The sequence below is a fragment of the Leclercia sp. UBA1284 genome, from assembly GCF_002308415.1.
Lineage (GTDB): Bacteria > Pseudomonadota > Gammaproteobacteria > Enterobacterales > Enterobacteriaceae > Enterobacter > Enterobacter pneumoniae.
Window position 1 is genome coordinate 822,364 of the sequence record NZ_DBUS01000006.1, and the last position, 12,767, is coordinate 835,130.

15 protein-coding genes are annotated in these 12,767 nt (G+C 53.8%); 5 read left to right on the top strand and 10 right to left on the bottom strand.

Translation table 11 applies throughout. The features are described 5' to 3' along the window. Positions 1-157 precede the first annotated feature (157 nt). Positions 158-1,207, top strand: a complete 1,050-nt coding sequence (locus B3511_RS07085) for a rhodanese-related sulfurtransferase (protein WP_046885718.1) — start codon at positions 158-160, stop codon at positions 1,205-1,207. 44 nt (positions 1,208-1,251) lie between these two features. Here the strand turns inward: B3511_RS07085 and B3511_RS07090 are convergent, their stop codons facing one another. From B3511_RS07090 to mdtH, 10 genes are all read right to left on the bottom strand, one after another. Continuing rightward, a complete protein-coding gene (locus tag B3511_RS07090; RefSeq protein WP_040076191.1) occupies positions 1,252-1,827 on the bottom strand; it encodes a YceI family protein in 576 nt (191 codons plus the stop codon). Between the two features lies 1 nt (position 1,828). Further along, the gene (locus tag B3511_RS07095) at positions 1,829-2,395 is read right to left on the bottom strand and encodes a cytochrome b (RefSeq protein WP_207293461.1); all 567 of its coding nucleotides are present in this window, start codon (positions 2,393-2,395) and stop codon (positions 1,829-1,831) included. Between the two features lie 254 nt (positions 2,396-2,649). Beyond that, the gene (locus B3511_RS07100) at positions 2,650-2,769 is read right to left on the bottom strand and encodes a YceO family protein (RefSeq protein WP_046885716.1); all 120 of its coding nucleotides are present in this window, start codon (positions 2,767-2,769) and stop codon (positions 2,650-2,652) included. A 57-nt stretch (positions 2,770-2,826) separates the two neighbouring features. Continuing rightward, entirely contained in the window at positions 2,827-3,942 is a 1,116-nt protein-coding gene (solA, locus tag B3511_RS07105; protein ID WP_286777866.1) for an N-methyl-L-tryptophan oxidase, read from the bottom strand. A gap of 116 nt (positions 3,943-4,058) precedes the next feature. Next, a complete protein-coding gene (gene bssS / locus B3511_RS07110) occupies positions 4,059-4,313 on the bottom strand; it encodes a biofilm formation regulator BssS (RefSeq protein ID WP_040076189.1) in 255 nt (84 codons plus the stop codon). A 269-nt stretch (positions 4,314-4,582) separates the two neighbouring features. Next, positions 4,583-4,828: a DNA damage-inducible protein I gene (gene dinI, locus B3511_RS07115; RefSeq protein WP_040076188.1), complete on the bottom strand. Its 246-nt coding sequence runs from the start codon at positions 4,826-4,828 to the stop codon at positions 4,583-4,585. A gap of 75 nt (positions 4,829-4,903) precedes the next feature. Continuing rightward, a complete protein-coding gene (gene pyrC / locus B3511_RS07120) occupies positions 4,904-5,950 on the bottom strand; it encodes a dihydroorotase (RefSeq protein ID WP_286777868.1) in 1,047 nt (348 codons plus the stop codon). A 123-nt stretch (positions 5,951-6,073) separates the two neighbouring features. Then, the gene (locus B3511_RS07125; RefSeq protein ID WP_286777870.1) at positions 6,074-6,634 is read right to left on the bottom strand and encodes a lipoprotein; all 561 of its coding nucleotides are present in this window, start codon (positions 6,632-6,634) and stop codon (positions 6,074-6,076) included. Positions 6,635-6,758: 124 nt separating this feature from the next. Then, positions 6,759-7,406 carry a glutaredoxin 2 gene (grxB, locus tag B3511_RS07130; protein WP_286777871.1) on the bottom strand — a complete coding sequence of 216 codons (648 nt, stop codon included), beginning with the start codon at positions 7,404-7,406 and terminating at the stop codon, positions 6,759-6,761. Between the two features lie 62 nt (positions 7,407-7,468). Further along, positions 7,469-8,677, bottom strand: a complete 1,209-nt coding sequence (mdtH, locus tag B3511_RS07135) for a multidrug efflux MFS transporter MdtH (RefSeq protein WP_046885711.1) — start codon at positions 8,675-8,677, stop codon at positions 7,469-7,471. Positions 8,678-8,909: 232 nt separating this feature from the next. On the opposite strand from mdtH, the gene rimJ reads away from it, so the two are divergent. The 4 genes from rimJ to murJ all read left to right on the top strand — a co-directional run bounded on the left by rimJ (position 8,910) and on the right by murJ (position 12,745). Further along, positions 8,910-9,494, top strand: a complete 585-nt coding sequence (gene rimJ, locus B3511_RS07140; RefSeq protein ID WP_286777872.1) for a ribosomal protein S5-alanine N-acetyltransferase — start codon at positions 8,910-8,912, stop codon at positions 9,492-9,494. Between the two features lie 9 nt (positions 9,495-9,503). Then, positions 9,504-10,154 carry a YceH family protein gene (locus B3511_RS07145; protein WP_040076181.1) on the top strand — a complete coding sequence of 217 codons (651 nt, stop codon included), beginning with the start codon at positions 9,504-9,506 and terminating at the stop codon, positions 10,152-10,154. Between the two features lie 2 nt (positions 10,155-10,156). Then, a complete protein-coding gene (locus B3511_RS07150; RefSeq protein WP_286777874.1) occupies positions 10,157-11,080 on the top strand; it encodes a Gfo/Idh/MocA family protein in 924 nt (307 codons plus the stop codon). A 129-nt stretch (positions 11,081-11,209) separates the two neighbouring features. Beyond that, positions 11,210-12,745 (top strand): murein biosynthesis integral membrane protein MurJ, encoded by a 1,536-nt coding sequence (gene murJ, locus B3511_RS07155; protein WP_040076179.1) that lies wholly within the window; start codon positions 11,210-11,212, stop codon positions 12,743-12,745. Positions 12,746-12,767: the final 22 nt, after the last annotated feature.

The following is a 12,767-nucleotide window of genomic DNA, read 5'->3' on the forward strand; positions in this document are numbered from 1 at the left end:
ATTTCTGCAAAAAAAGCGATCTCATGTTGCGGGTAAAGCGCAAAACGAAATTTTGTGAGTCAGAAATGTAGCGCAAAATGAAGGGATGTAAATTCTCATTGTTTGCTATATCATGCGGCCCGATTTGATTCTCTAACGATTGCAGGAACCGTACACCATGCCAGTGTTACACAACCGCATTTCGAACGAGGAGTTAAAAGCGCGCATGCTGGCCGAAACAGAGCCGCGCACGACTATCTCGTTCTATAAATATTTCACCATCGTCAATCCGCACGAAACGCGTGACACCCTCTACAAAGCCCTGACTGCGCTGAACGTATTTGGCCGCATTTATCTGGCCAAAGAGGGCATCAATGCGCAGATTAGCGTGCCTGAAAGCAAAGTCGACGCGTTACGTGATTATCTCTACGGCTTCGATCCTGCACTGAATGGGCTGCGTCTGAACGTGGCGCTGGAAGATGACGGTAAATCCTTCTGGGTGCTGCGTTTGAAAGTGCGTGAACGCATCGTCGCCGATGGGATTGACGACCCGACCTTCGATGCCAGCGACGTGGGTGACTATCTGAAGGCGGCTGAAGTGAATGCCATGCTCGACGATCCCGATGCGGTGTTTATCGATATGCGTAACCACTATGAATATGAAGTGGGCCATTTCGAGGATGCGCTGGAGATCCCGGCAGATACCTTCCGTGAGCAACTGCCTAAAGCCGTTGAGATGATGCAGGAACATAAAGATAAAAAGATCGTTATGTACTGCACCGGTGGGATCCGTTGTGAAAAGGCCAGTGCCTGGATGAAGCACAACGGCTTCAATAAGGTGTGGCATATTGAGGGCGGCATTATTGAGTATGCCCGCCGTGCCCGTGAGCAGGGCCTGCCGGTACGATTTATCGGTAAAAACTTCGTCTTCGATGAGCGGATGGGTGAGCGAATTTCGGAGGATGTGATCTCGCATTGCCATCAGTGCGGTACATCATGCGACACGCATACCAACTGCAAAAACGACGGTTGTCATCTGCTGTTTATTCAGTGCCCGGCATGTGCTGAGAAGTTTAATGGCTGCTGTAGTGAACTGTGCAGCGAAGAGAGCGCTCTGCCTGAAGAGGAGCAGCGCCGTCGCCGCGCGGGACGTGAAAACGGTAATAAAATCTTCAATAAGTCGCGTGGTCGTCTCAATACCCGCCTGGGTATTCCTGACCCGGAATAACGGCTGTCCGGCCCGGCTGCAGCGAGCAACCGGGCCGACTTCACTTACTTCTTCTGCACGCCTTCAACAGAAATAATCAGATCCACTTCCTGCGATGCCGGACCCAGATCGGTAGTGATATTAAAGTCCTTCAGACGGATTTTACCCTCAGCTTCAAACCCGGCGCGTTTGCCGCCCCACGGATCGTCGCCCTGACCAATCAGCTTCGCTGCCAGCGTCACTGGTTTAGTCACGCCGTTTAAGGTCAGGTTACCGGTGATATCCAGTCCGTCACCTGCTTTTTTAACTTCTGTAGACGCGAAAGTCGCCTGCGGGAACTTCGACACGTTCAGGAACTCTGCGCTGCGCAGGTGTTTATCACGCTCAGCGTGGTTAGTGTCTACGCTGTTGGTATTGATCGTGACATTCACTTTATCGGCAGCCGGATTTTTTTCATCGAAGGTAAAAGACCCATCGAAATCATTAAAGGTGCCGTACAGCCAGCTGTAGCCCAGGTGCTGGATGCGGAAGTTGACGAAGGCGTGCTGCCCTTGTTTATCAATTGTATAGTCTGCTGCAACGGCGGCGCCGGTGGTGAACAGCAGAGTTCCTAAGGTTAATCCCAGCAGGCTTTTTTTCATCTTATGCTCCAGAGTCAGACGACGCTTTACCCAACATACGTGTCAGGGTGGCATCTTTATCGATAACGTGATGTTTGATGGCGGCGAGGCCATGTAAAACGGAAAGAACAACCAGGCTCCAGGCGAGCCATAGATGTAGTGAACCCGCGAGATCCGCCTGCGTACCGGCATCTGCCAGTAGTGCAGGGACATCAAACAGGCCGAATACGCTGATGGGCTTGCCGTCGGCGGTAGAAATCAGGTAGCCGCTAATCAGAATGGCAAAGAGTAGGCCGTAAAGGGCGATATGGGCCGAGGCGGCCGCCAGTCGGGTCAGGCGAGTCTGGCTTTGCAGCGGTGGCGGTACCGGGGAGACGTGGCGCCAGATAATGCGGATCACCAGACCCATCATCAACAGGATGCCAATGCTCTTATGCAGCTCGGGTGCCTGATGGTACCAGCCATCGTAGTAGCTAAGCGTGACCATCCACAACCCGAGGCCAAACATGGCATAAACGACAATGGCCGTTACCCAGTGTAATAACAGGGAAATAACACCATAGCGTGTTGGGGAATTACGTAACTGCATAGTCAGTACCGCAATAATATTAATGTGCGGTCAACATGACGTGTCGGAAATAGTAATGCAAATGATATTTAATAATAATGACTATTAATTTTTATCTTTCAGTTACTTTGATGATGACAGGGATTTTACATCAGCTTTTTCGTAAAAAATGAACTGTTTAGCAGCCCTACAGCCGATTTGATTAGGTTAATAACATTCAAATTATTTGCGATGAATTTATAGTTATTTTAAGAAGTGTAAGGTTGTGTCAGGGGTTATGCCGCATAGAACAGAATATAAACGACATCGATAACGGCTAATAATGACCACAGCACAATATAGAGCATCAGATGCTCACGAATATTGTTGATCAGATAGTTAAGCAGGCGTCGCATTCACTTCCCATTTGCGAAAAGTTAAAGGCTTCGGCATCCCGAAGCCTGGGGCAATTATCAGCGAAAGCGTGCTAAGGAGAAGGGCGTCAGATCAAACGACGGCGTGATATCCTGGGCAAATTGCGCGGCAATCTCACCCAGTACGCTGGCAAACTTAAAGCCATGACCGCTGAGGCCGGTGATCAGCAACGTATTATCATGCCCTGGCAGCGTATCAATAATAAAATCTTCGTCTGGGGTGTTGTCATAGGTGCAGGCTGCTCCATGCAGCAGACCGCCTACGCCCGGCAGTACATTCCGTAAGAATGTAAAACACTCCGATCCATCACTGGCTATGGCACCAAAGGGGACGCGTTCTTGCTGGGACGTGATGGGTTGCCCGCCGTTATGTTTACCGATCTTGAGTTCATCATTTTCAGCAGGAAAACCGTAGAACTGATTGCCGTCTGGCAATTCGCCGGTAAACGCCGGGAAGTGGTTTTTACTGCTGTAGCGGCCATCGGCCTGGAACCACGCAAAGACTTTGCGCACTGGCTGCACTGGCAGGTCAGGCACCAGGCTGGAGACCCAGGTCCCCGAACTGACCAGCAGTCGATGCGCGCTATATGCACCATCAGCCGTTTCTACCGTCACCTCATCATCACCATGCTGAATGCGGCTCACCGGGCAGTTAAACAGCTGCGCGCATCCGGACTCTTTCGCCAGAGCAATCCAGGTCTTAATCGCCAGTTCGCTACGTAACACCCCAGAACTGCCTTCAAACAGACCGACATAGTTCTCAGGCACCCGAATTTCAGGCCAGCGCGCCATAATGGCCTCGCTGCTCATAGACTCTACGTTGAGGTTAAACTTCTGCGCGCTCTGGGCGACATTTGTCAGAAATTCAGAATCAGCAGGCCCCAGGTTGATCACGCCGGTACGCTCAAAGACGGCCTCACCACTGATCTCTGCCAGCTCATCCCACAGCGCCTGCGCGCGTAACACCATCGGGACATAGCGCTCGCCCTCGCCGTAAGCGTGACGAATCAGGCGGGTATCACCATGGTGGCTCCCTTCGGTGTGTGGCGGCATATGGGCATCTATCATCAATACCTTCAGCCCGGCACGGGTTGCATAATAACCTGCGGCGGCGCCGACGGAACCACTGCCAATAATGATTAGATCGTATTTCATATAAATCTCTTTACGCTGCACTTTACATAGCAGAGTAATTAACATGGCGGGGTTATACAAGGGAGAAATAAATAAGGCACCCTGAGGTGCCTGTTGAGTGAAAATTGGGCATATTCTTAATGCCGACGATACTCATTTTCCTGGTAGTCACCAGATTCTATTTTTGCAATTCCTGCTTCTAAAATAGAAATAAACTGGCGTGCGACATCTGTTGTTAACCACAGAGTCTGCCCAACCTCCGCTTCTTCACGGTCCGCCTGATTTGGGGTCTGGTAGTGTAAGCGCAACATCAGCGCGTCGTAGCTGTCTACGGTGCTAATATCCCAGCCGACGAGAGGATGGGTCTGGATGACTTCATTATTCTTTTCCATCTTAACCCCCTTAATACGTGTTAGAAGACAACGACTTTGAGGTTCAATGCGTGTTTTTCTGAAGCTACTTCAGTATACATTAAATAAGGGTTCTGATCGGAAAAAGAAACCATCGCAACGTAAATAGTTACATTTTAGGAATGTTCGAACAATAAATCACCGTGATGCTCACGATTTTAAAAGAAGTCAGGCAGTGCGGGGAACTTTCTTAAAACGAAACGAAAAAAAGCCGGGGCGACCCGGCAAAAAACACAATGAGGGCGTAAAACTTAATCGGTAATAAACCAGTCATCAGCGCTCTCCCAGGTCTCCTGGAGGATTTCGCTGATACGCTCTTTATCTTCTTTGGCACCACCTAATACTGACAGGTTATTGGCGGCAGCATAACGCACGGTAACGGCACCATCGCGCTCGGGAAAGGAATCGTTGATACGACGGGATAATTCACCCGCCAGCGCATCCAGCGCGCCGACAGGCATGGCTGTGGTTCTGGCGATCGTGACTTCAATACGCATAATAACCCCCTGTGCAATATACTGTGTATTTATACAGTTCTATTGTTGCCAACGCAACAGGGGGAGACCACTTTTTTAACCTTTAACCGTCCATTGCACGGTTTCACCCGCCAGGAATGGAATTACGGTGTCATCCGTCAGGGCAATCGACTCCACCACCTGGCTCTCTTCGCGCACCAGTTCAACGAACGTATCGTTAACCGGCAGGTTGTAGAATTTCGGGCCGTTAAGCGAGCAGAAAGCTTCGAAGTGTTGCAAGGCATTCATCTCCTCAAAGACCTGGGCATAGCTCGCCAGTGCGGTAGGCGCATTAAAGCAGCCTGCACAGCCGCAGCTGGCCTCTTTGCGATGACGTGCATGCGGCGCGGAGTCTGTACCCAGGAACACGCGGTCAAAACCGCTGGCGACCAGCTCACGCAGCGCCTGCTGGTGGATATTACGCTTCAGGATCGGCAGGCAGTACAGATGCGGACGCACGCCGCCAACCAGCATATGGTTGCGGTTAAACATCAGGTGCTGCGGGGTAATGGTTGCCGCCAGACGCTCGTTGCCCTCGCGGACATAATCTGCGGCATCTTTAGTGGTGATGTGTTCAAACACCACTTTCAAACCCGGCAGGCGCTGGCGAAGCGGTTCCATCACGGTATCGATAAAGCGGGCTTCACGATCGAAGATATCGATGTCGGCATGGGTCACTTCACCGTGCACCAGCAGCGGCATACCCAGTTTCTCCATGCGCTCCAGTACCGGCATAATGGCATCGACGCTGGTCACGCCGTGGCTGGAGTTGGTGGTGGCGTTTGCCGGATAGAGTTTGGCGGCGGTGAAAACCCCTTCGGTAAAGCCGCGCTCAATCTCTGCTGGATCCAGCGTGTCAGTCAGGTAGCAGGTCATCAGCGGAGTAAAGTCATGCCCGGCCGGTACGGCAGCGAGGATGCGGTTGCGATAGGCAATAGCGGCATCAACGGTAGTGACTGGCGGTACCAGGTTAGGCATGACAATCGCGCGGCCATAAATTTCACTGGTATAAGGCACGACGGTGGCCAGCATGTCGCCATCACGCAGATGGATATGCCAGTCGTCAGGACGGCGGATTTTCAGAACCTGGGGATGTGCAGTCATTAGTATGCTCCGGCTTGGTAGGAATCAGTCATGAAGGCTGTTTTTTGCCGGACACAAAGGATAGGCGGAAACGTTTTCGTTTGCACTCTTTTTACAAAAAAAGGCGCCGAAGCGCCGTTATATTTACTCAGTGAAGGGGATTATGATTTCTCCCGGCTTCACTTCAATGCCTTTGGCATATTTCTTCGCCAACGCTTCGCCTTTGCTCTTATCTTCACTCAGGATATAGGCTGGCTGTTTATTGAAGTAGCTGCGCAGCGACTGGTTGAGATAAGGCATCAGGGTCTGAAGTACCGGTTTCATTTTCTCCGGCGTGACGACCGCATCGGCAATCTCCATCTCCTGCAGATAGATCGCCCCTTCTTCTTTATTGAAGACCGGCAGCGCTTTTAGTTTGAGCTGAATATTGGCCTTCTGGCTGCCAAACAGGGAGCTCATGTCCAGGCTGGCATCACCGGAGAGCATCACTTTGTTTGGCTCTTCCCGGCCAATCTTACTGTCCAGGTTGGTCAGTACAATATGCGCATCCGCCACGCCGGGGACGCCGATATCTTTGGCAAAATTATTATGTTTCTGAAGCGCCTGGTTAATTTCCTGCTCGCTGACGGTGTACTGAGTAAGCTGATTGCAACCAACCAGCAGGCCGCTCACTATAAACGCAGCGGCAATAACGATTTTCTTCATGTTTTTCCTCAACATAATGTCAGCACTTAACGCCCGACGAGCCAGTATGTCAGGCGAGAGTGTTACAGACCAGCAGAAAAAGCTGAAATCAACGGGCGGGCAGAGGGTGCCCGCCCGTCCGGGCTTACAGTGCCTGGGAAGAGAGAAGGTTGATTTGGGTCTGCTTCGCCATGTTATCGCGATAGTCCGCGACCCGCGTTGGCCAGGTAATGCCCGCGACCAGCGTCAGGTTACGCAGCAGTGGGAAGAGGTGAATATCATCGTTAGATAACTCGCCATTGACGGCGTTAGGCTGGACGATGAGCTTGTCCAGCGCCCGCAGGTCATCGCTGATATTTTTTACCAGACCGGCGGTGTGGGCCATATGCTCATCAAAGCTGCCGATAGCGGCCTCTTTCTTCTCAACGAAGTACGCACGGGCCTCTGGTGTAGAAAACTCATCAAACGCAGATTTCGCGAAGCGGGGGATAAGCAGACGATTCACGTAACCGTTCACTTTGCGTAGCCACTCTTCAATGGCGGGGTTTTGCTTGCCAGTGAGCAGCGGCTTGCCATCAAGCTGGTCGACATAGTGGACGATATCCATGCTTTCGGGCAGGTAACGGCTGTCGTCTTTTTGCAGGATGGGGGCCATTTTCTTACCAATCATCCGCGTGGGCGTTGCTTCGTCATCATTCTGCAGCGTGATGAGTTCGACGGGTAGATTCTTCAGACCAAAAATCATTCGGGCTTTAAGACAGAACGGGCAGTGATCGTAAATATAAAGTTTCACGTTTCTCCTCCAGTTGTTGACCATCAATAGTCAGTATGGAGGAGAAAAAAGCATGAGACAAATCAGGCCCCAGGCTCCAGCATGGTGCCCGCGCTACGTTTGTGGCTGAACTGCCAGCCCAGCGCGAAGAAGGTGATCACCCCGATCACCGCCAGCATCACCCAGGGTAACTCCGGCTGACTGAATGCTTTGCCGGCATCAAACAGCCAGCCGCCGCCTGCATAACCCAGCGCACCGCCAATCGCCAGTCCGAGGCGGCTAAAGCCCATATAGCTACCGCGTGCGCGGGCATCCGCCAGCTGGGCGCTCAGGGTTTCACGTGCCGGTTCGGCGATGATCGAGCCAATGTAAAAAGTGCAGATCAGAATAAACAGCTGCTGTAGCGAGCTGACCATCCCGATCGGCAGCATGCTGATCGACATTAACAGCAGTCCTGCCATTAACCGGTGCTCCAGACGAAACCGCTTTTCGCTCCAGCGGGCTATCGGATAGAGCAGAGTCAGCGACAGGCTGGCTTCGATGGCATACATCCATTTCACCGCTGCCGGGGAGCCGGCGATATCGTTGACCATGATGGGCAGCATAAGCATGACCTGCACCGCCAGCATGTAATAACCCGCCAGGGTCAGCACGTAAGTGACGAAGCGTTTGTCCCGCAGCACCCGGCCCATCCCTTCGCGCACCGGGGCCTTAACGGTGGAGAGTTTCCACGCAGGCAGTAGCCAGGCGTTGAAGCCCGCGCACAGGATAAAGAGGACGGCACCCACGGCGCAGACCAGGCGGAAATCATACTGCAATAGCCAGCTACCCAGCAGGGCGCCAATTACCGCGCCGGCACTGTCCTGCATCATCAACAGGGAGAAAAACCGTCCACGCTGCTGCGGACGTATCAGTTTGACCACCAGCGCGGTGCGCGGTGGGTCAAACAATGTTCCTCCGAGCCCGGAGATAAGGCAAGAGGCCCACAGTATCCAGGGTTCGTGAGCAATGCCCATGGTGGCAAACCCGGCCGCACGTAGCAGCATGCCGGTGACGATCATCGGTTTGGCGCCGAAGCGGTCGGCAATCGCGCCACCAAAGATCCCCAGCCCTTGCTGCACAAACTGGCGCAGGCCGAGGGCAATACCGACCATTAATGCCGCCCAGCCCATTTGATCCACAAAGCGGATCGAAATCAGAGGGAATACGACAAAAAAGCCCAGTACCACCAGCATGTTATCGACGAGAAGGAAGTATTTACCCAGGTTCCGGGCCTGCGAGATGCGGGACATTTCCCCTCCGGGAAATTAAAAGGTAAGCGCGCTAATATTCTGCGGGGTTATGAACATTTTTCCCACTGTCCCGGCGACAATATTTTTTTATCAAACGAAGACTTTGATTGGCGCTTTTCATCGTAAAGTGTGAAAAGTCACGAAAATGGTATGTCACTGTTTTCACAGACGGCAACCGCACAGGTATAGTAAAGATAACGGGCCGAGGCTGTAACGGGAAGGAGTGGTATCGATGTTTGGCTATCGCAGTAATGTGCCGAAGGTGCGCCTGACGACCGACCGGCTGGTTGTGCGTCTGGTGCACGAGCGTGATGCCTGGCGTCTGGCGGATTATTACGCCGAGAATCGTCAGTTTTTAAAACCCTGGGAGCCCATTCGGGATGAGAGCCACTGTTATCCCTCTGGGTGGCAGGCGCGCCTGGGGATGATTGCAGAGTTCCATAAGCAGGGCTCGGCATTTTATTTCGCTCTGCTCGATCCCGATGAAAAAGAGATCATCGGCATCGCCAATTTTTCCAACGTGGTGCGCGGGTCTTTTCATGCCTGCTATCTCGGCTATTCAATTGGCCAGAAGTGGCAAGGGCAGGGGTTGATGTTCGAGGCGCTCTCCGCCGCCATTCGCTATATGCAGCGCACCCAACGTATTCACCGCATTATGGCGAACTATATGCCGCACAACCAGCGCAGCGGCGATCTGCTGGCGCGTCTCGGCTTTGAAAAAGAGGGATACGCGAAAGATTATCTATTGATAGACGGCGAGTGGCGCGATCATGTCCTGACGGCGCTCACAACCAAAGAGTGGAGCGCAGGACGCTAAGGAGATGTCATGAAATATCAGTTATCGCTTATGGAAGCGCGGGTGATCGGCAGCCTGCTTGAAAAACAGATCACTACCCCTGAACAGTATCCCCTGTCGATCAATGCCGTGACGCTTGCCTGTAACCAAAAAACTAACCGCGAGCCGGTGATGAACCTTGCAGAACATGAGGTTCAGGATCTGCTTGATGCGCTGGTCAAGCGCCACTATCTACGAACAGTGAGCGGGTTCGGCAACCGCGTCACAAAGTACGAGCAGCGTTTCTGCAACTCTGAATTTGGCGACCTGAAACTCAATCCCGCCGAGGTGGCGGTCATTACCACACTGCTGTTGCGTGGGCCTCAAACCCCGGGTGAACTGCGCAGCCGGGCCGCGCGGATGTACGAATTTGCCGATATGCAGGAGATTGAGCAAACGCTGGAACATCTGGCCTCCCGCGAAGACGGGCCCTATGTCTTGCGTCTGCCGCGGGAGCCGGGCAAACGTGAGAGCCGTTATATGCATCTCTTTAGCGGCAATGTCGAAACGCTGATAAACGTGGTTGAGGCGGTGGCACCGGTAGAGGATGAGAGCCTGCTTGCCCGCGTCGAGGCGCTGGAAGGTGAAGTCGCCGACCTAAAACAGCGGCTCGATTCGCTGCTGGCACATCTGGGAGATTAACCGTGACAAAATTACGCGTAGGTGTTGTAGGGTTGGGCGGCATTGCTCAGAAAGCCTGGCTGCCGGTATTGAGCGCCGCCACCGACTGGACGCTGCAGGGGGCCTGGTCTCCGTCGCGGGACAAAGCGCTGCGTATCTGTGAGACCTTCCGCATGCCCTATGCTGGCTCGCTGACCGAACTGGCCCAGCAGTGCGACGCGGTCTTTGTTCATACCTCTACGGCCACCCATTACCAGGTGGTGAGCGAACTGCTCAACGCCGGCGTGCATGTCTGCGTAGATAAACCGCTGGCAGAAAATATTCAGGATGCCGAGCGTCTGATTGAGCTGGCCGCGCGGAAAAAACTTACCCTGATGGTGGGCTTCAATCGCCGTTTTGCCCCCCTGTATCAGTCGCTGAAAAGCCAGCTCTCCGGCGCGGCTTCTCTGCGAATGGATAAGCACCGCGCTGACAGCGTCGGCCCCGGCGATCTGCGCTTCACGCTGCTCGACGACTATCTGCACGTGGTAGACACCGCACTGTGGCTGGCAGGCGGTAACGCGCAGCTCGATAGCGGCACCCTGCTGGCGAACGAGCAAGGCGAGATGGTCTATGCCGAGCACCATTTCAGTATTAACCATTTGCAGATTACAACCGCCATGCATCGGCGGGCGCGCAGTCAACGGGAGTGGGTTCAGGCCGTCACCGACGGTGCGCTGGTGGATGTCACCGATATGCGTGAGTGGCGAGAAGAGAGAGGGCAGGGGGTGGTACACCGCCCGGTACCGGGCTGGCAGAGTACGCTGGAGCAGCGGGGTTTTGCAGGCTGCGCGCATCACTTTATTGAGTGCGTGCAAAATCAGACCATTCCGGAGACGGCGGGCGAGCAGGCCATTATGGCTCAGCGCATCGTCGAGAAGCTGTGGCGCGAGGCGATGAGCGAGTAACCGTTATCTGCGGGTTCAACCCCTGTAACATCTGCCGATAGTAATTCCCCGGAATCCAGGTAGACTAAGCGCTTCTTTCAACGCCTGCACTGCAGGCGTTTTGCCGTGTGGTTGTGGAAATTCACGTTAATGAACCTATTAAAATCGCTGGCCGCCGTCAGCTCGATGACCATGTTTTCTCGCGTGCTGGGCTTTGCACGCGATGCCATTGTGGCAAGGGTTTTTGGTGCAGGCATGGCGACCGATGCCTTTTTCGTCGCCTTTAAGTTGCCCAACCTGCTGCGTCGTATCTTTGCTGAAGGGGCTTTCTCACAGGCGTTTGTCCCAATCCTGGCTGAGTACAAAAGTAAGCAGGGCGAAGATGCTACCCGGGTGTTTATCTCTTACGTTTCGGGTCTGCTGACCCTGGCGCTGGCCATCGTCACCGTGGTGGGGATGTTGGCAGCGCCGTGGGTTATCATGGTGACCGCGCCAGGCTTTGCCAACACGGCAGACAAATTTGCTCTCACCACCCAGCTGTTGCAGATCACTTTCCCCTATATTTTGCTTATATCGCTCGCCTCTCTGGCTGGGGCGATTCTCAATACCTGGAACCGCTTCTCGGTGCCGGCTTTTGCCCCCACGTTCCTCAATATCAGCATGATCGGATTTGCGCTGTTTGCCGCGCCGCACTTTAACCCTCCGGTGCTGGCCCTTGCCTGGGCGGTGACCGTCGGCGGCGTGTTGCAGCTGGCTTATCAGCTACCGCATCTGAAGAAAATTGGCATGCTGGTCTTGCCGCGCATCAACCTGCGCGATGCCGGAGCGATGCGTGTCGTCAAACAGATGGGGCCGGCGATCCTGGGCGTCTCCGTTAGTCAGATCTCGCTCATTATCAACACCATTTTTGCCTCTTTCCTCGCCTCAGGATCGGTTTCATGGATGTATTACGCCGATCGTTTGATGGAGTTTCCCTCTGGCGTGCTGGGCGTGGCGCTGGGCACCATCTTGCTGCCGTCGCTGTCGAAAAGCTTTGCCAGCGGCAATCATGATGAATATTGCCGCCTGATGGACTGGGGGCTGCGGCTCTGCTTCCTGCTGGCACTTCCCAGCGCGGTGGCGCTGGGGATCCTGGCCAAGCCGCTGACCGTGTCGCTGTTCCAGTACGGCAAATTTACCGCGTTTGATGCGGCCATGACCCAGCGGGCGCTCATTGCCTATTCGGTAGGACTGATGGGGCTGATCGTCGTGAAAGTGTTGGCGCCGGGCTTCTATTCGCGCCAGGACATCAAAACGCCGGTCAAAATTGCCATTGTGACTTTAATTATGACCCAGCTGATGAACCTGGCGTTTATTGGCCCTCTTAAGCACGCCGGCCTGGCACTCTCAATCGGTCTGGCGGCATGTCTTAACGCCGCTCTGCTCTACTGGCAACTGCGTAAACAGAAGATCTTTACCCCGCAGCCGGGTTGGGCACGTTTCCTGGTGCGTCTGGTGATAGCGGTGTTGGTGATGGCGGCGGCATTAGTGGGTATGCTGCATGTGATGCCGGATTGGGCGCAGGGCACGATGCTCTATCGACTGCTGCGGTTAATGGCGGTCGTGGTGACCGGCGTGGTGGCTTACTTTGCGACCCTGGCCATTCTCGGTTTTAAAGTGAAAGAGTTCACCCGCCGTACGGCGTAACGAAAAAAGGGGAGTCACAGAC